This window comes from Humisphaera borealis, assembly GCF_015169395.1.
Classification (GTDB): Bacteria; Planctomycetota; Phycisphaerae; order Tepidisphaerales; family Tepidisphaeraceae; genus Humisphaera; species Humisphaera borealis.
Window position 1 is genome coordinate 1,599,002 of the sequence record NZ_CP063458.1, and the last position, 18,351, is coordinate 1,617,352.

Annotated in this window: 20 protein-coding genes; 9 read left to right on the forward strand and 11 right to left on the reverse strand. The window is 66.5% G+C overall.

What is annotated here, in order from left to right:
* Positions 1-24 precede the first annotated feature (24 nt).
* From IPV69_RS05935 to IPV69_RS05985, 11 genes are all read right to left on the reverse strand, one after another.
* A complete protein-coding gene (locus tag IPV69_RS05935) occupies positions 25-936 on the reverse strand; it encodes a major capsid protein (RefSeq protein WP_206294000.1) in 912 nt (303 codons plus the stop codon).
* Between the two features lie 99 nt (positions 937-1,035).
* Positions 1,036-1,614 carry a hypothetical protein gene (locus tag IPV69_RS05940; protein WP_206294001.1) on the reverse strand — a complete coding sequence of 193 codons (579 nt, stop codon included), beginning with the start codon at positions 1,612-1,614 and terminating at the stop codon, positions 1,036-1,038.
* A gap of 59 nt (positions 1,615-1,673) precedes the next feature.
* A complete protein-coding gene (locus tag IPV69_RS05945; RefSeq protein WP_206294002.1) occupies positions 1,674-4,622 on the reverse strand; it encodes a phage portal protein in 2,949 nt (982 codons plus the stop codon).
* Between the two features lie 17 nt (positions 4,623-4,639).
* Entirely contained in the window at positions 4,640-6,004 is a 1,365-nt protein-coding gene (locus IPV69_RS05950; RefSeq protein WP_206294003.1) for a phage terminase large subunit family protein, read from the reverse strand.
* Positions 6,005-6,024: 20 nt separating this feature from the next.
* The gene (locus IPV69_RS05955; RefSeq protein ID WP_206294004.1) at positions 6,025-6,552 is read right to left on the reverse strand and encodes a phage protein Gp27 family protein; all 528 of its coding nucleotides are present in this window, start codon (positions 6,550-6,552) and stop codon (positions 6,025-6,027) included.
* Positions 6,553-6,557: 5 nt separating this feature from the next.
* Positions 6,558-6,911 (reverse strand): hypothetical protein, encoded by a 354-nt coding sequence (locus IPV69_RS05960; protein WP_206294005.1) that lies wholly within the window; start codon positions 6,909-6,911, stop codon positions 6,558-6,560.
* 129 nt (positions 6,912-7,040) lie between these two features.
* Positions 7,041-7,448, reverse strand: coding sequence for a hypothetical protein (locus IPV69_RS05965; protein ID WP_206294006.1), 408 nt, complete (start codon positions 7,446-7,448; stop codon positions 7,041-7,043).
* A gap of 41 nt (positions 7,449-7,489) precedes the next feature.
* Positions 7,490-7,834 carry a hypothetical protein gene (locus IPV69_RS05970; protein ID WP_206294007.1) on the reverse strand — a complete coding sequence of 115 codons (345 nt, stop codon included), beginning with the start codon at positions 7,832-7,834 and terminating at the stop codon, positions 7,490-7,492.
* A gap of 148 nt (positions 7,835-7,982) precedes the next feature.
* Entirely contained in the window at positions 7,983-8,792 is an 810-nt protein-coding gene (locus IPV69_RS05975; protein ID WP_206294008.1) for a hypothetical protein, read from the reverse strand.
* A gap of 314 nt (positions 8,793-9,106) precedes the next feature.
* Positions 9,107-9,652, reverse strand: coding sequence for a GYF domain-containing protein (locus IPV69_RS05980; RefSeq protein WP_206294009.1), 546 nt, complete (start codon positions 9,650-9,652; stop codon positions 9,107-9,109).
* A gap of 14 nt (positions 9,653-9,666) precedes the next feature.
* On the reverse strand, positions 9,667-10,368 hold the full coding sequence (locus IPV69_RS05985) for a LexA family transcriptional regulator (protein ID WP_261361994.1): 702 nt from the start codon (positions 10,366-10,368) through the stop codon (positions 9,667-9,669).
* Between the two features lie 501 nt (positions 10,369-10,869).
* Here IPV69_RS05985 and IPV69_RS05990 point away from each other — a divergent pair.
* The 9 genes from IPV69_RS05990 to IPV69_RS06030 all read left to right on the forward strand — a co-directional run bounded on the left by IPV69_RS05990 (position 10,870) and on the right by IPV69_RS06030 (position 18,350).
* Positions 10,870-11,631: a GNAT family N-acetyltransferase gene (locus IPV69_RS05990; RefSeq protein ID WP_206294011.1), complete on the forward strand. Its 762-nt coding sequence runs from the start codon at positions 10,870-10,872 to the stop codon at positions 11,629-11,631.
* Complete coding sequence (locus IPV69_RS05995; RefSeq protein WP_206294012.1) at positions 11,628-13,031, forward strand: DNA modification methylase; 1,404 nt, start codon at positions 11,628-11,630, stop codon at positions 13,029-13,031. Before IPV69_RS05990 ends, IPV69_RS05995 begins: the two co-directional genes overlap by 4 nt.
* Entirely contained in the window at positions 13,028-13,282 is a 255-nt protein-coding gene (locus tag IPV69_RS06000; protein ID WP_206294013.1) for a hypothetical protein, read from the forward strand. Before IPV69_RS05995 ends, IPV69_RS06000 begins: the two co-directional genes overlap by 4 nt.
* Positions 13,279-13,545 (forward strand): hypothetical protein, encoded by a 267-nt coding sequence (locus tag IPV69_RS06005; protein ID WP_206294014.1) that lies wholly within the window; start codon positions 13,279-13,281, stop codon positions 13,543-13,545. Before IPV69_RS06000 ends, IPV69_RS06005 begins: the two co-directional genes overlap by 4 nt.
* Positions 13,546-13,598: 53 nt before the next feature.
* The gene (locus IPV69_RS06010; RefSeq protein ID WP_206294015.1) at positions 13,599-14,321 is read left to right on the forward strand and encodes a hypothetical protein; all 723 of its coding nucleotides are present in this window, start codon (positions 13,599-13,601) and stop codon (positions 14,319-14,321) included.
* A gap of 180 nt (positions 14,322-14,501) precedes the next feature.
* The gene (locus IPV69_RS06015; RefSeq protein WP_206294016.1) at positions 14,502-14,720 is read left to right on the forward strand and encodes a hypothetical protein; all 219 of its coding nucleotides are present in this window, start codon (positions 14,502-14,504) and stop codon (positions 14,718-14,720) included.
* Positions 14,717-16,849, forward strand: a complete 2,133-nt coding sequence (locus tag IPV69_RS06020) for a DNA-binding domain-containing protein (RefSeq protein ID WP_206294017.1) — start codon at positions 14,717-14,719, stop codon at positions 16,847-16,849. The genes IPV69_RS06015 and IPV69_RS06020 overlap by 4 nt, the downstream gene beginning before the upstream one ends.
* On the forward strand, positions 16,846-18,006 hold the full coding sequence (locus IPV69_RS06025; protein ID WP_206294018.1) for an AAA family ATPase: 1,161 nt from the start codon (positions 16,846-16,848) through the stop codon (positions 18,004-18,006). Before IPV69_RS06020 ends, IPV69_RS06025 begins: the two co-directional genes overlap by 4 nt.
* Entirely contained in the window at positions 18,003-18,350 is a 348-nt protein-coding gene (locus IPV69_RS06030; protein WP_206294019.1) for a hypothetical protein, read from the forward strand. The genes IPV69_RS06025 and IPV69_RS06030 overlap by 4 nt, the downstream gene beginning before the upstream one ends.
* Position 18,351: the final 1 nt, after the last annotated feature.

The following is an 18,351-nucleotide window of genomic DNA, read 5'->3' on the forward strand; positions in this document are numbered from 1 at the left end:
CTCCAGCTCCGCCGGCGGCGAGCTTTAAGCGTTGGTGATGCCCTTGATGCGGCACGCGGCACGCGGGTGGAACACGGCCAGGCCGATGTTGGCCTCGACCAGGTCGCTGTAATAGGTGCCGAGCAGGCCCACTTCGACGTGCTCGATCATCTTGCTGCCGATGAGGCCCTGGACGTACTCGCCGTCCGAGTCCGAGCCGGGGCGTACGACGTAGAGGCTGGTGGTGACGTCGGAGCTGCCCTGGGTTTCGTTGAAGTCCAGGATGGCGGACTCATCACCGTCTTCGTCCAGCAGCTCGATCGCCGCGCCGTCGTACATCGAGACCTGGCCGGCGGCGTCCATCATCGAAGCCCCGCCCGCCGTCGCCTTCAGCAGCGACGAGATCTTTCGGCGGACCGCCTTGCTGCAGACGATCTTCTTCTGGCTGTTCGAACCGACGACGGCGTCGAGGGCCCGGTCGAGCATGTCGAGCGTGAGGGCCGCGCCGTTGGCACCGGCGGTGATCACCTGGTTGCCGGTGAGCCGGCCGTTGAGGCCGTAGAACTGCAGCGGGTCGTTGGCCGGGTCTCCCTTGATGACGTACTTGTCATAGTAGAGGCCGGCCTTCTTGATCTTGGCACCGATCGAGTTGGCGCGAACGATGTCGCCCTGCTTGTTGACGATCTGGCGGTCGGTCCGCACCTCGCCGCCCATGATCGCCAGGGATTCGATCAGCGGGTTGATCACGCCGGTGTCCGGCGTGTAGCTGCCGTTGATCGCGCGGAAGGCGATCCCGCCCAGGGTGTCCTGGCGGCCGTAGCTGTAGGTGAATCCGTCGACAGGGATGAACCGCAGCATGCGCAGGAAGATCGATTCGTTGGTGATCTTCTGCACGAGGCCGCGACGCATCGGGTCGTTGGTCTGGTTGGCGTAGTCGAGCAGGCTAATGGCTGGCATGGTCAAATCTCCTTATTGGTCTTGATCGTCGGTCTCACTCACGAAGCAGAGGCTGCCGGCGGGTCACAGGGCTTCGTGGCCTGCGACGCGCCGGGCGGATTACTTCGCTTCCGTAACGGCCGGGGCTGGGGCCGAGCGGGCCGGCGCGGACGACTTCAGGCCCAGGGCGATCGACTCGGTCGCCGAGAGCTTGGTGACGTCGATCGTGTCGCCGGGCTTCTTGCCGCCGGCGTCGACGCCGCCCTTGTCGGTGACCGTGCCGCCGGCGACCTTGAAGTCGGCCTGGTACGCGGAGCGGATCGCCTGCTCTTCGGCGGGCCACTTGGTCGGATCGTTGCCGAGCTGCTTGCGGTACGCCTCGGGCAGATCCTTGAGCTTCGAGCCCAGGTACTGCTCGCGGGCGGCCGACTGCTGGCTCTGCTGGCTATGAGCGGCCAGACCGTCCGCCAGCAGCTTCTGCACCTCGGCGGCGGTGAGCGGCTTCTCACCGGCGTCGGCCTTGCCGGCGGCGGTCGGGGCGGGGGCTGGCTTCGCCTGGGCCTGCTGCTGGAGAGCGAGCATCTGATCCTGCAGCGGCTTGAGCGCCGCCGTGAGGCTGGACGTCACACTCGCGGTGATCGCGTCCTGCAGGGCCTTGGCGTCGATGCCGCCGGCCGGCGGCTGATTGGCATCAGTCATCTTTCGTCCTTGCCGCGGGGCGGCGTTAAAGAGTCGTTTGAATGGGTTTCGAAGGCGCATTAACGGGGCCTCCGAGTTGGAACTTTGATCGGTGAACTCATCGCCTGGCGGCGGGCCCGGCTCACGCCCACGGTGTCACGCAGGGGCGTCAGTTTCTTCGGCGGTGTGAAGCCTTTGGCGTAGCCGCCCAGCACTTGCTGGCCGAGCTGCAGATCCTTGAACCGACGCTGGGCCTCGGCACCGCTGACGCCGAGCAGCTTGCTGGCGTCGGCCAGCCCGGCCGCTTCGGCCAGGTCTTTGGCACTGGCCAGCTCGGGGATGAACGCCCGCGTGCTCTTGCCGCAGAACGGGTGGAACGGCGGACCGCCGCGGGGCAGGCGGTCGATCGACGGATAGGTCGAGTCGCCACCGCTCAGGCTGAACACCATGCCCAGGTACGCCGTGCAGAAGTTGCCGGAGAAGGTTCCGACGACCCGCACCAGGTCGATGCCGCTTTGCTGGAAGCGGTTGTGCCGGGCCTTCTCCATCACCTCGCGCGTCTTGGTAACGGCGACGAGCCGGGCGTAGTGGGCGGTGTCGAACTGCATCGTGCCGCCGTTGCGGGTCGGGATGGAGATCTGATCGCCGATGGCGGCCTTGAGTGCGTCACGCAGTTCGCGGATGGCGGCTTCGGGTTCGCCTTCGATGATCCCGCCGGCCAGGATGCGGTTGAGCTTCGACTCGTCGATCGCCCGCTGGCTGGTCTGGGTGACGATGAAGTCAGCCTGCTCCTTGAGCGCGCCGTTGGCTTTGTCCAGGTCGGTCGCGATGTCGCGGGCGAGGATCTCCACCGCGTCGCGATCGATCCGGCTGAACGAGGCCGACACCGGCGAGCCCGCCGGATTCACTCGCAGCTCGGCAACTTCGACCGCCGCCGCGTTGAGCCCGTTGGTGTACGCTGCCGGCGCGTTCGTGCCCGCCCAGCTTTGAGTCAGCCGGCCGTGGCCGGCGAGGATCGTCTCGACTTGGCTCAGCTGCTGGCTGGCTCGCAGCCGGCGGTAATCCTTGCTCCCCTGCGTGCGGCCCTTGGGGTCGAGGATGATCGCCTTGAGCTTGTTCTGCGTGCCGGCGTAGATAGACACCAGTTGGTCCAGGGCCGGGCCGGAAACGCCGGCGCGTGATGCGTCTGCCATGATCGAGACCAGCAGGAGGACAAGGGCGATCAGCTTCGCGGCACCGCCGAACGGCAAGACCCCGCCGCCAGGTTGACCAACGCCTGGTTGCCCACCGCCAGGTGCGTCGGGTGCGTCGGGCGCATCCGGAGCCACCTCGGGGAACAGGGCTTCGGCTTCCTGGCGGCTCATGCCGAGCATGGTCATCGCGTTGAGGATGCACGCTTCGCGGGGCAGCTCGCCGCCGTAGTACGCCACCTGCAGATCGCGGATGCCGTTGAGCGCACCAACCGTCGAACGCAGGTCGTTGCCGGCGACGGCGTCGGTCTGATCCTGGCCACCGCCAGGGAGTTGCTCACCGCCAGGTGAGTTGCCGCCCGCCAGGGCCGGGTCCATGAGGAGGGACGAGGGCGTGTTCGCCTTCGCCTCTTCGTCCAACTCGGCGAGTTCCTGCTCGACGGCCGCGGGGTCTTTGAGCTGCTCGATGAGCGATCGCCGGACCGACAGCAGGCCGGCCCCGCGGAGGATCGCCTGGCGCTCGGCCATGTCTTTCTCGTCGGCGGGAATTCCATCGCGCAGCTCGACGGCGACGGGGCCGCGGTCGTACCGCACGCCGGGCAGGGTCTGCTCCAGGTCCTGCGCCACGCCGACGGCTCGGCGGATGCCGGCCTTCCAGTACGCCGCCTTGCGGGCGGCCTTGGTGAGGGAGTTGAACGATTCGAGGCGCACCTTCTTGTACGCGTCGGGCGCGGCGCCTTCCTTCAGGCCCAGCAGCACCGGCGACGTTTCGGTCCGCACCAGCAGCTGGTTGAGCACGAACGCGCGATCCTTGAGCGCGACCTCCAGCTCCGCCGTCCAGGTGATGTACTTGGGGATCTGGTTGGGATCAGTGAATGAGAAGGCGTCGGCGTCCGCGCGGATGTTCCCCTTCTCATCGAACGCCTCGGCCGGGAAAACCATTTTCGGATCGCTGTGCTTCAGCAGCACGCGGGACACCTGGCTGTTCTTGGCGTTGAGGGCGTCCTGCAGGTCGATCGCGCCGTCGTAATCGCTCACGGCCTTGCCGCGGATGATCAGGTTGGGAATCCAGGTGACGACGTTGACGCCGGGGATCGTGACTTCCACCTCGGCGGGCAGTTCACCCCCCGCGTTGCGGGCGTCCTTGAAGCCGGGCCACTGGTCGAGGGCGAGCGGCTGGCCCATTTTCTTTCCGCCGTCGTCGAGCTGCCACAACTTCCGCTCGATCTTGCCGGGCGTGTAGACCTGCTCCAGGAGGAGCCAGATCGGCTTGTCCTTGAGGCCGACGTTCTCGACGCTCAGGCGAACGTACCGGTCGTACTGGCCGGCGGCGGAGATCGGGCCGTCCGGGAAGATCTCGTCGGCCGGGATCTGGCGGAGGTAGACTTGGCCGCCCTTGATGCACGCCTCGAGGAAACATTCCCCTTCGTAGCTGGCGTCCACCGCGCAGCCGTAGAGCAGGGAGTGGAGGTTGCACCGCTCGGCCAGCGCGGCGATCGCCGCCTGCTGGTATTCGTCGTCCGACCGCAGCAGCGGCTCCTCGCCGAACAGCAGGTCTGCCCCCTTGAGGGAGATCAGACCGAGCACGTTGTAGCTGAGATACAACTGCACATTGCGATCGCCGACGCGGACGGGGGCGAAGTCGTACTGCGTCCGCTGCTCGTCCAGGAAGTACTCGCGGTGCTTGCCGTCGAACAGCAGCCGGGCCTGGCGGATGCGTTCGAGCCGGGCCTGCTGCTCGTCCGACAGGAACGCGCCATAGCCACCCGCCCGCGCCGCGTTGAACGCGGAGCCGGTCGTGTAGACCCAGACGGCGGGGATGGCGGTGTTGAGCTGCATGGTTCAGAAAGCTGGTCTCACCAGCCGATCGGCTTTCTCGCCACCGGGGCGGGTAAACGTTCCTTGGCCGAGTCGGCCGCGTGGCACGCCAGGGCGAGCGCCCAGAAGCGGTCGGCGTGGCCGGCCTCGTCGCGATCGGCGTCGAACCGCACGTTGCCGGCGGCCGTCACCGTCTTGCGAATCTTGTGCAGGTCCTCGCGGATCTCCGCCCGGGCCGGGATGCGGAGTTGCCGATCCTGGAAGAGTCGGAGCAGCGGTATCGCCAGCTCGGCCTTGACCGGGGCGGAGAAGTTCACGGCCTCCACGCGGTGACCGAAACGCATCGACAGGCGTTCGGCGAGCATCATGCCCAGCCCGGTTGAGTCGATGCAGAGCCGGCGGACGGCTCGGTTGTTCATGAGCTGGACGCAGGCGTCTTCCTGGGCGGTGAAGTTCACGTTGGCGAACTCGGCGATCCGGCGGGTCCAGTGGACGTCGCCCACGCGTTCGTTGACCCACAGCACGGACAGATCCTTCTTGCGGCCGACGTCGAACCCGGCGTACAGCCGGCCGGTGGTCGTCAGGTCGGCGGTCGAGCTGGCCACCTGCAGGTTGGCCACTTCGCAGCCGCCGATCAGGGCGTAGCTCAGTAGCGAGCTGGCCTCGGCGCTGGGCACGCAGAGGTACTCCTCATTCCAGGTGTCCTGGTCGGGGCAGGTGGAGCGGAGTTCGTCCAGCCAAGCCTGGCGTGCGTCCAGGTCGGCCGGCGGAACGTGGTCGAGCTTCTCCCGCCGCATGCGGATGCGTTCGACGATGCCGTCGTTGACCGCGTCCTCGATCGTCACCTTGTGCCGCGACGCCTTCAGCTCGCCGGCCTCGGCCGCCCGGCACATGACGTTGAAGTAGCTCGACGGGCCGTTGTGCGTCGACCAGATGCGGAGCTGGTGGCCCCAGAAGAGGGCGGTTGCGTGGGCCGCCTTGTAGAGCTCCCGGCCGTCGCGATGGAACGCGAACTCGTCCAGGCCGACCGCGCCGCCCTTGCTGCGGAAGAACTTGGGGTTGCTCGAACCGGCGACGATCTTGGTGCCGTTGGCGAACCGCATCACGAGCGAGCTGATCTCGCTGTCGTCGATGACTTCCTTCTCCTCTTTCACGGCGGCGACCTGGTTGGCCATGTCGGCCCACTGGCTGCAGTAGTCGATGAACTCGACCGACGCGGTCTGGTCGGCGGAGGAGTGGTAGTAGTTGCCCTTGCCGGCGATCCGATCGAGCACGGCCTTGAGCGCGTGCGTCCAGGTCCAGCCGATGCGGCGGGACTTCTCGCCGATCGCGAGCGGCGACTCATCGTTGAGCCACCGCTTTTGGAACGGGCAGAGGAGGTTGGTCAGATCGCTCGACACCATGATTCAGAAACTCATCGCACTCAGAAACCCATCGCACTCTTGATCGCCGCCACCACCTGGGCACCGGACCCGCCGGCGTTGGCCGTCTTCTCCGCCGCGGCAACGGCGCGCCGCTGAGACTCTTCGGCCAGCTTGCGCATCTCTTCACGGACCATCTCGACGCCGGCCTTAGTCGCGACCAGGTTGCGGTTGGCCGTCGCGAGCTTCCGGATCGCGTCGACGTCGTCGACCTCGACGCTCGAAGCCGCTTCGAAGATCACTCGACCGATCGTCAGCAGGCTCGCGTCGGCCAGGTCGATCGCCGTCTTGCCGCGCGTCGCGGCGTCGAGGACGCTCATCGCGAGTTCGGACGCGGCATCGTTCCGGCGGAGCTGATCGAACTTCTGCTTCCAGCGTTGCACAGCTGACCAGCTCACGCCGACGTAGCCCTTGGCAGTGATCCACTCCAGGCAAGCGTCGATCGTCCGCGCTGGGGCCGACGCGAACGCCTCCAGCTCCGCCAGGTCTTCGGCGGTCAGGAGCTTGAGGATGGACGAGTGCTGCGCCATGTCGTTCAGAGCCGTTCGTCCCACACGCCGGGCATGGGGGGAATCTGTTCACGTACCAACTGCAGGCCCTTGTCACTCAGGCGGTACGTCACATGTTCCAGCCCAAACCGCTCGATCCGTCGAATGGTGCCGACTTGTTCCACCACCAGGCCCCAATCACGCAGATCGCGACAGAGGCGCAGGCAGTGATCATCGGAATCGAATCCGCCGTCGTGAGGTTCGCCGGACTGGGCCTCGCGCTTCAGCGACGGACCGGACCGATCGCCGGTAGGCGACTTGTCGCGGGCCAGCGCCAAGGAGTCGATGAGCCGGCGGCAAAGCCAAGCATCGCGCTGAGATTGTTCGTCGTCGTGTCGCATCTACAGCTTCCACTCTTTCCACCAGGCTCGGGCCGCCATCGCCGCAAGGACGATCACCGTCGGTACGACCAGCACGGCGGCGGCCAGGTAGCAGAGTTCGCGTCCGTGGTTCGATCGCATCGCGTTGCCTCAATCCGTCTGCCGCTGGGTCTTGCCTTCAAGTCTCGAAACGCGTTCCTCAACCCGCCTGAGGTCGGCATTGGTCGCGAACCTCTGATCGAGCCGTTCGTTCAAGCGGTCCAGCCGGCTCAGCACTTCCAGCTGCAGCTTGTGGTCGTCATCGCGAAGACGTTGGAACTCGCCTTCGCCAAATGTCAGGCGTTCGTTGACCCGCTCATCGTGCGATTCCAGCGCCTCGATCTTCTGCTCGACCAGCCGCTCCGCCTGCTGCGTGATCCTGTCCTCCATCGATTCGAGCTTCCGCAGCCGGCTGTTGAACAACCCGCCGAAGATGACCTGCAACAACCCGATCGCGGCGACGAGAACGAACAGCGGGATCGCGTACGCCTCGGAAGTTGCCAGCACAGTCAACGCCATTCGTCATCCTCCCGTCAGACCTCGTCGCAACGACTAAAGCCCTACAGGGCCTTGTCGATCAGGATGCCCAGTCCCTTGCCGGCGATTTCGAACGCGGTCCAGAACGCGTCGGCGACGTGGCCCTGGCCGACCGCGGCGATGTTCAGGAGCTGGGCGTTGATCTGCCGCTGCTCGGTGTCCCAGATGTCTTTCTCCAGTTCGGAGCGGGCGAGCAGGCCGGAGACCTGGAGGCCGGCGGCATCGACGGCACAGAGGCGGATCGTCTCGCGATCGGCGGCGGAGAGGCCGGTCCAGGCCCCGCCCAGGGCGGCGGCGGTGTCGTCGACCAGCCGCTTGGCCAGGCGTTCGATCGTGTCGGGGGCGGGTTTGCCGTTCTCGTTTGCCATGGTCGATTCCCTTCGTGCCTCAGTGCCTGCGTCGCAGTGTTTCAAAAGGCCGGCGGCTTGCTGGCTCCTGTCGCCGCCGGCCTTGGCCCGCCGCAGTCGCGGACGGCGGACCTGGGCCGGGTGTCCAGTCCGGCCCTTCCCATGAGTCCTAGCGGACGGCACTCCCGCCGCTCGCTGTGTCTGGTGTTGCCGTTCGTACGGCCCGTCGCTCGGCGTCCTCCAGGCGGATGCGCCACGTCTCGACCGTTCGAAGGCGGCGCTCCCGGCGGAGTTCGTCCAGGGTAGTGTCGGCGGCGATGTAGTCGCGGTAGTCGGGGGTGATGGCGTCGTACGTGGCGCGGTCGGCCTGGAGCCACGTGGGCGTCGGCTGGTCGAGGGCGGCGATCGACGAGCAGCCGCCGACCAGGGCGAGGGCGGGAAGGATCAGCAGCAAGACGAGCTGCGGGATCTTGTGGGTTATTCCGCCGCCGTACCGGGCAACCCGAGCGCCACGCTCGAATGCTTCGTTGGGCGAGTAGGCGTCGGCGGCCGCATCGGCGGCGGCGCTGGACGCCTCAGCGGGCGATAGCGTTGCTTCGGGCCAGAGGGTCGGTCCGCCGATGGCAACGTCGTCGTCCTGCATGCCGTCGCCGGCCTCGCCTCGGCCAGCGCGCCCGATGGCCGTGCGGTATTCGCCGGCGGGCGAGGGCATCGAGTCCGTCTCCGGGACTTCGATCACCTGCGTGGGCGAACCCGCCCGCATGCCGTCTTCGACTGCAACCGAGGCGATGTAGACGCCGCCGATCATCGCGATGGCGGCGGCGATCTGGTTGGCCGCTTCGCCGCCGATCAGGCGGGTGAGGACGGCGGCGACGATGGTGCCGACCGCGCCCCAGAACTTGCGGCTGGCGAGCATGAGCCGCCACGCGGACGGCCGGACGATTTCGACGCCGATGGTGATTTTGTCTGGGCTGGCCACGGTGCCTCCGGTGACGGATCGGAAGGCGTGATGGGCGGCGGATTGGACGAGCTTTCCCGAGTCCGCAAAATTGCAAACCGGGGAGGCGAAGCGGAGGGTGCGGGGGAGCGTGGCGTCCATGCCGGCGACCAAAACGACAACGCCCGAGGATCTCGGAGGACCGCGCTAGTCCGGCGCGGGGCCTCAAAATCTCGGGCACTTATTCGTTTCGTTCGCGGAATGTCCGCCGACAAGGCGTCGGGCGGGATCGCGAGACGGTACCAAGCGGCTCGCAGGTGGGAAGGTTGCGCGACGGACGGCCCGTTGTCAAGGGCCTAGAACCAAGATCGTTTTTCGAGCACGTAGTCGTAGTAGAACTGTTCGTCCGACTTGGCCAGGTAAAGGATGCCCTCGATCAAACCGATCAGGCCCATCGCCCATGTTGCAAATAGTGAAACGCCAAAGGTGCAGAACATGCACGCCACGCCGCCCACCGAAACAAGCAGCATCGTCACACCCGCGCCTGGGAATCCAGCGAGAAACTTATGGATTCCGAGCCCTCCAAACAGGATTCCGCAGATGCCGGCGGAGAGTCGATTCGTCACCATTCCCGGCCTGTACCGCCGTCGCGACTGGTACGTTGCGCTGGTGGTGACGGTGGCTTGCGGAATGACCTGCGAGAGGGCAACCCAGTGGGCTGTCGCCGCGTAACGAGCCCACGTCGCGAGCGGATCGATCTGCCCGGAGTTGGCCATTTCGTAGAGCTGAAACTGCGAATACGGGCCCCACTCTTGCCCGTTGATCGAGATGTACAGATTGGGCGCGTTCGAAAGCCAAACGCCATTCCCCGCCGCCGCCGCCAGTGAATCGAGATCACTCATTTTTCAGCCCCAAGTTAGTCGGTCCCGTCCCTTTGGTTCACCCACGTTGCCTTCGCCAGCTTCGAAATCCGACGCCGATCGATGCGTGTTTCACGCGGCCGCGTCTCCGGATTCAGCGGCCGAGCGACGATCACACGCGGATCGCTCGTGTTGAAAAGAGCCTTGAAACACTGCTCATAGAACTGATCGTCGGACAACTGAACGGCGTACGCGTGGCCGTCGACAATCCTCGCGTGCGCCGGGTCGGGAACGACCTCGCAGACGATGATGTCGCCGTCATAATACCGCGGCTCCATCGAGTCGCCAGACACGCGCAGGGCAAATGCTTCGGCGCTTCCGACCGGTGCCATGAACCAGGCGCCAGTGGGCTTGTCCCAAGCGCGGTCGTCACGAAACGGCCCGGCTGCGATCGAGTTGACCAACGGGACGGACCGCATCGCCCGCCCGGCTGGAGCCACGTTCGATTCGGTGAGCACTCGTGCCGACACTTCGTCGAACGTCTTCCCCAACGCGGCCGCGAGTTTCGACACCTGGTAGTCGCGCATCGACGGCTTCTCTTCATTCAGCCAGTCGTTCAAACGAGAGCGTGACACCTCCGCCTTCTCGGCAAATGCCTTGATCGAAACGCCGAGTCGCGCGATCTCCCCACGAAGCCAAACGCCAAAAGCCGCCGGATTTGTACTGCTTTTCTCCACTTGTCCGCCAATGTCGGACATTCTCCCCCAGAGTCAAACAAATTAATTACTTGACTAGGCGGATTGTGTCCGATACTGTCCGACAGATAAGGATTTGGAGCGAAAATGACCAAGGATGGACGAATCACGATCCGGCTCGACCCCGAGCTACGCCAGCAAGTCGAGGTTGCTGCCCAACGGGACGACCGCGTTCCGAGCGCGTGGATTCGCCGCCAGCTCATCCGAGCACTGAAGCGGTCACGCCCGAAGCCTCAACGGTAACCAAGCGGCTCCCGCGCTAGTCCGGGGCGGTCGGGCAACCGACCGCCCCAAGCGCGGGGCCTTATAGAAGAAGGAGAACGCCATGGTGTTCGAACTCATCGCCTTCGCCGTCGCCAGCTACTGGATCGGTCACCTGATCGGTCGCCGCCTCGGCTCCCGGTAACCCAACGTCCTCCACGATCCACGGAGCCGGCGGGTGGCGCTTTCCTCCGCCAAGCCCACGCACGAACCGCCGGCTCCTATTTGACTTCGCCCGCTCCCATGTCCCGCCGCTCCCTCACCATCCTCCCCGCGACGCTCGGCGACCTGCCGTACATCGTCGCCCTGGCCAAGCGCGAAACCGACACCATCGGGTTCCTCCCCCGCGCCGCCTATGCGGAGTACATCACCGCCTCCCCCGCCCGCAAGGGTGTCCTGCTCGCCCGCCTCAACGGCGACCCGTGCGGCTTCATGGTCTGGCGTATCGCCGCCGACAACACCCCCGCCCCCGCCTCGGCCAAGATCATCCAGACGTGCATTCAGTATGACGCCCGCCGGCGGTCGCGCGGCGTGGCCCTGGTGGGCGAGCTGCTCTACCGCGTCGGCCTGCTGGGCGTCGAGCGCGTCAGCCTCTGGTGTGCCGACGACCTGGAAGCCAACGCCTTCTGGGAATCGTGCGGGTTCCAGTTCCGCGGCCAGCGGGACGGGGGAACGCGTCGCGGGCGGAACCACAACCTATGGGTACTGGATTGCCGTCTGCCAGGACCGAACCGCGCGGGCGGCGTGGCTGGATTTCCTCTGACCTCCCGTAAGCCCACGCCGTCCGCCGAGGTCCTGGCGGACGGCAATTCCCGCGGACGGCAAGTCCTTGCGGACGGCAATTCCAGACGCGAGCTGGCGTACGCCCTTCAGTCCCCCGACCTGTCCATCGACACCAAGTGCGAGATGCTCGCGGCGATCGCCGCCGCCGACATTGCCGCCGCCGAGCGATCGCTCGCGCAAGCCCACCCGTCCGCGCCCCGAACCCATCGGAGGCGCCCATGAGCAAGGAAGCCATGACCGCCAAGGCAATGAAGCCGCTGCCCGTCCACCCGCTCGCCACCATCCTCCCCCGCATGAGTGATGGGGAGTTCGCCGCCCTTAAGGATAACGTCCGCACGGTCGGGCGGATCGTCGACCCGATCGTCACGCTGGACGGCAAGGTGCTCGACGGACGCCACCGTGACCTGATCTGCTGCGAGCTGGGGATCGAGCGGCGGACGGTGGAGTTCAAGTCGAGCTGGGGCTCGCCCGTCGAGTACGTCTACAGCAAGGCGTGCCACCGCCACATGACCGACAGCCAGAAGGCGTGCGCGGCGGTGGGCGTGATGGAAGCGCGGGTCGTCGACGGGAAGAAGCGGTCGGCGGAGAACCTGAAAAAGGGCACCCGCAAAATTGCGGACTCGGGGCCGACGATCGGCAGCTCGGCGGTCGTCGCCGCCGGCATGTTCGGCGTGTCGCCACGGTACGTCGATTACGCCCGGAAGCTCAAGAAGCTGGACGGCAAGCTCTTCGAGGAGACGTTGCAGGGGCGAACCACATTGCCCCGGGCGTTCCGGGTCGTTCGCCGGCGTGAGAAGATGACCGCCCTGAAGGCGAAGAAGCCGGTGCTGACGATCGCCGGGAAGTACTTCCTGATGCCGCCGGGCGATGCGGTCGCACGCCTGAGCGAACTGCCCCGCAAGAGCGCCCGGCTGATCTTCGCCGATCCGCCCTACAACATCGGCGTCGACTACGGGCGGGGCGCGGCGGCGGACAAGCTGGAGCCCAAGGCGTACCTCGAGTGGTGCACGGACTGGCTCGCCGAAGGTCGCGATGTGCTCACGCCGGACGGTTCGCTGTGGCTGCTCATTAATGATGAGTGGGCGGCGCAGTTGTCGATGGCGGCGACGGGCCTGGGCCTGCACCTGCGGAACTGGATCATCTGGGTGGAGTCGTTCGGGCAGAACTGCTCGGACAAGTTCAACCGCACCAAGCGGCACCTCTTCTACTTCGTCCGCGATCCCAAGCAGGTCGTCTTCAACCACGACGCGTTCAACCGCCAGAGCGCCCGCCAGGTGCTCTACAACGACGGGCGGGCCAATCCCGGCGGCAAGCTCTGGGACGACGTCTGGCACGTGAACCGCCTGGTCGAGCCCGACCCCGAACGCATCCCCGAGTTCCCCACGCAACTGCGGTGCGACCCGATCAAGGCAATCGTCGCCGGTTGCAGCGATCCGGACGACCTGGTCGTCGATCCGTTCAACGGGAGCGGCACCACGGGCGAAGCGGCACTGAGCCAGGAGCGGAACTACGTGGGGATCGATCTAAGTCCGAAATGGCTGGGGCTCGCGGGGCACCGCCTGGGGAAGGTGGGGCACGCGGCCCAATCTCTTGATGAGCTGGAAAGGAAGTCCATCCAATGAATGAAGTCGCAGATCGAAAGTCCGAATTGAGCGATCGCCGGATGATCGGCCTGACCGCGTGCAACACGCTCAAGGTCCGGTTTCCCGGTCGCAGCGTGGACGTGCTGTTGACGTACCCGGACGACGCCAAGGCGGTGTGCGTCGAGGTGCGGCGGCGGCTCGGCCGGCGGGTCGAGGATCACCAGATCCTCCAGGCCCTGATCAACGAACGAAAGCGCGGCAACGCCGCCGTGAGAGGAAGGAAGCGATGACCGACCGCAAACGGCAACGACTGATCCGCCGCGTCCGCGATCTGTGGATCGGCTGCGCCACGCTCCGCGGCCAGCTCGACGGCACACGCCACCGCCTGGCGGCGCAGACCGCCCTAGCGACGACCGTCCCGGGGCTGGCGTATCTGGCCCCGACGATCGCCGAGGCGACGGCCGAGGCGATGAGCGACGCGAGCGAGCTGGCAAAGATCGACGCCTGGTGTGCCCAGACGATGGAGCAGCTCGGAAGCGACGTCACTGTCTGAACGAACGAACAACGCGGCCGGGTGAGCCCGGCCCATTAGATGAAGGGAGTCCCATGAGTGTCCTGATGGAAGAGCCGCCGGTTTTCGCGACGCCGCCGACGCGCGTCGCCGACCGCGGCATGTTTCAGTTGCGGCAGTACTGCGTGTGCCCGCGCTGTGAGACCGCGATCCCCACCGACTGCGTGCTCCGCCACAACCTGGACGAAGGCGAGAAGGACCTGGGCGAGCGGCGGATTTCGATCTACTGCCCGGCCTGCCTTAGTGCGTACACCGCGTGGTTCGCAATCTCTGACGGGTTCGCCCGCCAGGCGTCGCCGATCAGCGTGGTGAACGACCCGGCCCTGATCGACACGCTCAAGGGCGGGTTGGAGCGGGTGCGCGGCGACCGGCGGGTGGTTCGCGACCAGAGCCCGGTGCCGATCGCCGTGAGCGCCGACGGCGTCAACTCCGTCACGCTGGCGCAGCTGGTGGCACAGCAGGAACTGACGCAGCTCAAGCTTGCCGAAACGACGCTGGCGCTGAGCGTCGAGCGGGCGCTGGTGCGGAAGCTGACGGCCGAGCGGCGTATCCCGCCCAACGCCACCGCCTGCGCCCCGGGCGGGCGGACCGTCCAGGTGGCCCCGTCGCCACGCGTCGCTGAGGCCGCCGCGCTGGACGTCGCCCTGGCCGGCGAGGCCCAGGGGCTCGGGGCGGAAACCCAGACCTTCCAGGAGCGGACGATCGACCACGAGTTCGATCAGCGCCCCCCGAACTTCGACAGTGACTTCGGACTTTAGCCAGGCCCCGTGGCCAGAAAGGAGGTGCGGTTCGTGATGGAATCGCAAGTCGCATGGAGGCGACCTCTTTGAACAGCGTGCCGCCGGAGTCCCGCCTGGCGGCACGTCTTGAACGGTTTGGAAGGATGTGCCCGCGGAATCGAGGCACGTTCGGCAGGTTCGACCCCTGCCCCGTTCGTTGTGACCGACGGCGTCGACATCTTCCTTCGCAACGCCTCGGTCGACGAGCTGGACATCTGGATCGACCAGGGCGGCGAGCTGCCGGCCCGCGTGAGGCTGCGTTACCTGCGCGAGCGGGAGATACGCCAGGCCGTCCGGGCCGGCGTGCACGAACGGACGATCGAACGGGCGCAGGTCGACAAGGAGCGTCGGCAGGCTCACAAGGAGAAAGTGGCATGACATCCGCGGCGGGCCATCTCACGATCGCTTCCTCCCCCACCGAGGGGCCGGGTTTCCCTATGCCGGTTTCCGGTGTTGCGGTTGAGGGTGGTTCGCCACGGGCGTCAGGCATCGCTTTCATCTCGTCGGCCGAGGCGGCCGAGCGGTCGGGCCGGAACGTCGGCCACGTCAACCGCATGTGTGCCACGGTCTGGTTTGCCCAGGGGCTGGCCCGCCAGGAGAAACGCGGCAAGGCGCGGGCGGGCTGGTACGTGAGCGAGGAAGCCGACCCTGCCTTCGCACGGGTGAAGATGGCGGCGGACATCGGCACCGACCTGCGCCACCTGTCCGAACGCCAGCGGCAGAACTCGGCGTACCGCAAGCAGATCCTCGACGCCTGGAGTGCCGCCTGCACGGCCGCCTACCAGCTCGGCTTCGATCGCAACGCGGCGACCGGGCGATTCGTCCAGCAACTGCTGCTGGGCGAGGTGCCCGCGTTTCGCGGTGAGTCGATCAAGATCAATCGATCGACCCTCTACAACTGGCAGCGGCGGTACCAGGCCGGCGGTCTGGCGGCGCTGGCCGACGCGCGGGGAACGCAACAGGCGGCGGAGGCCGCGGCCAAGGCGGACGATCCGTTCTTCGCCCGGGTGAAGGAGCTGTACCTGACGCAGAACCGGCCGAGCCTGGCGGACTGCGTGAAGTTCGCGTCGATCGACGCGCGCAAGCGTGGCTGGCCGGTGCACAACTACAAGGCGTGCCAGCGGATGATCGCCGCCATTCCCCGCCAGGTCGTGATCCTGATGCGCGAGGGGGAGAAGGCCCATTACGACAAGTGCGAACCGCCGATCGTCCGCGACTACTACGGCCTGCGGAGCAACTCGATCTGGTGCGCGGACCATCACACGCTCGACATCCAGTGCGCCGTGCCGGACGGCAAGGGCGGGATGAAGCACGCCCGGCCGACGCTCAGCGGGTTCGAGGATCTGCGCAGCCGGATGATCGTCGGGTGGCAGATCTCCGCCGCCGCCCCCAACGCCGACGTGATCCTGGCGAGCTTCGAGGCAGCGGCCGGCGAGTGCGGCCTCCCCGACCAGGTGCTGATCGACAACGGCAAGGACTTCGACAGCCGCACGCTCCAGGGCGTGACCAAGAAGGAGCGCCGCGAGGGGGCCGCGCCCGACCGGGTGATCGGTGCCTTCGTGCTGTGCGGTGTGAACGTGGCGCACGCCAAGCCGTACGCGCCCAAGAGCAAGCCGATCGAGCGGGCGTTCGGGACTGTGGCCAAGGGGTTCAGCAAGTGGTGGTCGACCTACACCGGCGGGACGACGGCGACCAAGCCCGAGGGGCTGGCCGACGCGATGAAGGCCGGCAAGGCCCCGACGCTGGAGGAGCTGCGCGAGAGTTTCGCGGAGTGGCTGGCGGCGGGCTACCACGATTGCGTGCACACCGGCCACGCGATGGACGGCCAGACGCCGCGTGAGGCGTTCGCCGCCAACCTGGACCGCAAGCGGACGATGGAGCGGGATCTGCTCTCGTTCGCCTGCCTGCCGCGGTACGGGCCGCTGAAGGTCGGCCGCCAGGGTGTGACCTGGAAGGGCATGTTCTTCGGTGCCTTCGATTCGAACGTACAGGCGCTGTACGGCAAGCAAGTGCTGATCGCCGTCGGCGACAACCTGAGCGAGGGCGTCTACGTGCTGGACCTGGACGGCCGGCTGGTGTGCAAGGCCCCGCCGAATCTCCGGCTGCCGTTCAACGCCGACAAGGAGACGCTGCGCGAGGCGACGAAGCTGCAGAAGCAGGTGCGGAAGCTCAAGAAGGACTACGTGGACAACCGGCCGAAGATGGCCCTGGACCCGCTGCAGATGCTCGGCGAGCTTGCGGCGGAGAAGGCTTTGGCCGCCCAGCCGAAATCCGAGGACCCGCCGCCGAGCATTGCCCCCCATCGAACCGCGTTCGACGACCAGTTGCCGCAGATTCGAGAGGCGTTCGAAACGCCTGCGCGGCAGGCGGTCGGAGCGGAGTCGGTGCCCCTGCCGTCGCGGTTCTCTTACGAAAGCAAAACGACCGGCGGCGACGCCGGCGACCAGACCGCCGGACCATCGCTGCGCGACTACCTCGCGCTGCGTCAACGGGAGGAGGAGTCATGAATGACGCCAAAGCCCGCGACGCGCTGATCGGCCGGGAACGTATCAGAGGAGCGTCAAGGATGATCGCTGAAGGCACGGAGGCTGCCTCGGTTACACCCGAGCAGATTAGCCAAGTCGCGCAGGACGTGGAGCTGTTCGTCCGCGCTCACAAGATTGACCGCAAGGCCGTCGCCAAAGCCCTGGGCTATTCGCCCGGGGTGATTTCCGAGTTCCTCAAAGGAGGATACGCCGGGAACAAGGGCCTGGTCGCGATCCAACTGGAGCAGTGGCTCGTTGAGGAGGAGGAACGCCGAAGCCGGCCGACCACCACGCAGTTCGTCTGGACGAACGTGGCGATGGAGATCAAGGCGGCGGCGAACTACTGCCTGGACTACCGAAAGATCGGCCTCGTGTTCGGGCCGGATACCGCCGGCCTGGGCAAGACAACGGCGCTCCGTGCGATCCACCAGGAGCTCGGCCCCAGGCGGTCGAGCCTGGTGACCATCGACAAGGTGGACGCCAACCCGACCGGTCTGCTCAAGAAGATCAGCGTGGGAATGCACATTGAGGACCGGGGAAGCAACCGCGCCCGCTTCGAGCGGATCGTGGAGAAGCTCAACGGCCGCTCGCACCTGCTGCTGGTCGACCAGGTCCACAACCTGCGCGAGGCCAAGGGGGACAAGCCGCTCTACATCCTGGCGGACCTGTACGACGCTACGCAGACGGCCCAGCTCTGGAGCGGCACGGCCGACCTGGTGACCTACCTCGACCGCCAGCGTTCAAAGGCGGCGGACGAGTCGTTGGCGCAGATCCGCAGCCGGATCATGCCTTGCATCGACTTGATGGCTGGCGTGCGTCACGGCGGCGGCGACAACGGCGAGCCGCTGGTGACGATCGAGCAGGTAGTTGAGATGTTCGCCAAGAACAAGCTCCGCCTGGTGCCGACCACCGCGCGGTTCCTGTGCAAGCTGGCCAACCTGCCGGACAGCGGCGGCATCCGGTTGTGCGTCCAGATCGTCGAGTACGCCACGATGATGGGGGAGATCTCCGGGGCCAAGTCGATCGACGTGCCGCTTCTCCAGGCGGCGATGCGTCGGAGCCTGTTGCAGAGCCGGGCCGAGGCGCTGCTGTCGCACACCCTCAACGAGTTGCCCATGCGGGCGGCAAGGACGGCATGACCCTCAGGCAACGCATTGAGGCAGCAAACGCTGCCGTCCTGAACGCGGGCACCCGTGTCCGCCAGCTTCATCATTTCTACGGAATGGATGAGCTTCTGAGGCACGGGGCGTCCGAGTTCGAAGCGATCGATGAGCTCGAAGTGCTGATCGACGAGTTGGTCGCCATGAGAGACGTTGGCGACAACAGCGACGTGATGGCGGCTGCGCTTCGCATCTGTGCGGCGAGCCTCTTTCTCTCTTCCTTAGGCGCAATGCGCGGCGTGATCCCGACCGAATCGCTAGTCCATGCGCCACTCGATTTGAGTCGTCCGCAGGATCGAAGTCACAACGAAGGCGAGGGCTGAT

Coding starts and splice junctions, on each gene's coding strand:
- IPV69_RS05935 (WP_206294000.1), bottom strand. CDS start 936: ATGCCAGCCATTAGCCTGCTCGACTACGCCAACCAGACCAACGACCCG.
- IPV69_RS06030 (WP_206294019.1), top strand. CDS start 18,003: ATGACCCTCAGGCAACGCATTGAGGCAGCAAACGCTGCCGTCCTGAAC.
- IPV69_RS05955 (WP_206294004.1), bottom strand. CDS start 6,552: ATGGCGCAGCACTCGTCCATCCTCAAGCTCCTGACCGCCGAAGACCTG.
- IPV69_RS06020 (WP_206294017.1), top strand. CDS start 14,717: ATGACATCCGCGGCGGGCCATCTCACGATCGCTTCCTCCCCCACCGAG.
- IPV69_RS05965 (WP_206294006.1), bottom strand. CDS start 7,448: ATGGCGTTGACTGTGCTGGCAACTTCCGAGGCGTACGCGATCCCGCTG.
- IPV69_RS05960 (WP_206294005.1), bottom strand. CDS start 6,911: ATGCGACACGACGACGAACAATCTCAGCGCGATGCTTGGCTTTGCCGC.
- IPV69_RS05950 (WP_206294003.1), bottom strand. CDS start 6,004: ATGGTGTCGAGCGATCTGACCAACCTCCTCTGCCCGTTCCAAAAGCGG.
- IPV69_RS05995 (WP_206294012.1), top strand. CDS start 11,628: ATGAGCAAGGAAGCCATGACCGCCAAGGCAATGAAGCCGCTGCCCGTC.
- IPV69_RS06005 (WP_206294014.1), top strand. CDS start 13,279: ATGACCGACCGCAAACGGCAACGACTGATCCGCCGCGTCCGCGATCTG.
- IPV69_RS05980 (WP_206294009.1), bottom strand. CDS start 9,652: ATGAGTGATCTCGATTCACTGGCGGCGGCGGCGGGGAATGGCGTTTGG.
- IPV69_RS05985 (WP_261361994.1), bottom strand. CDS start 10,368: ATGTCCGACATTGGCGGACAAGTGGAGAAAAGCAGTACAAATCCGGCG.
- IPV69_RS05940 (WP_206294001.1), bottom strand. CDS start 1,614: ATGACTGATGCCAATCAGCCGCCGGCCGGCGGCATCGACGCCAAGGCC.
- IPV69_RS05990 (WP_206294011.1), top strand. CDS start 10,870: ATGTCCCGCCGCTCCCTCACCATCCTCCCCGCGACGCTCGGCGACCTG.
- IPV69_RS06010 (WP_206294015.1), top strand. CDS start 13,599: ATGAGTGTCCTGATGGAAGAGCCGCCGGTTTTCGCGACGCCGCCGACG.
- IPV69_RS06000 (WP_206294013.1), top strand. CDS start 13,028: ATGAATGAAGTCGCAGATCGAAAGTCCGAATTGAGCGATCGCCGGATG.
- IPV69_RS06025 (WP_206294018.1), top strand. CDS start 16,846: ATGAATGACGCCAAAGCCCGCGACGCGCTGATCGGCCGGGAACGTATC.
- IPV69_RS05970 (WP_206294007.1), bottom strand. CDS start 7,834: ATGGCAAACGAGAACGGCAAACCCGCCCCCGACACGATCGAACGCCTG.
- IPV69_RS05945 (WP_206294002.1), bottom strand. CDS start 4,622: ATGCAGCTCAACACCGCCATCCCCGCCGTCTGGGTCTACACGACCGGC.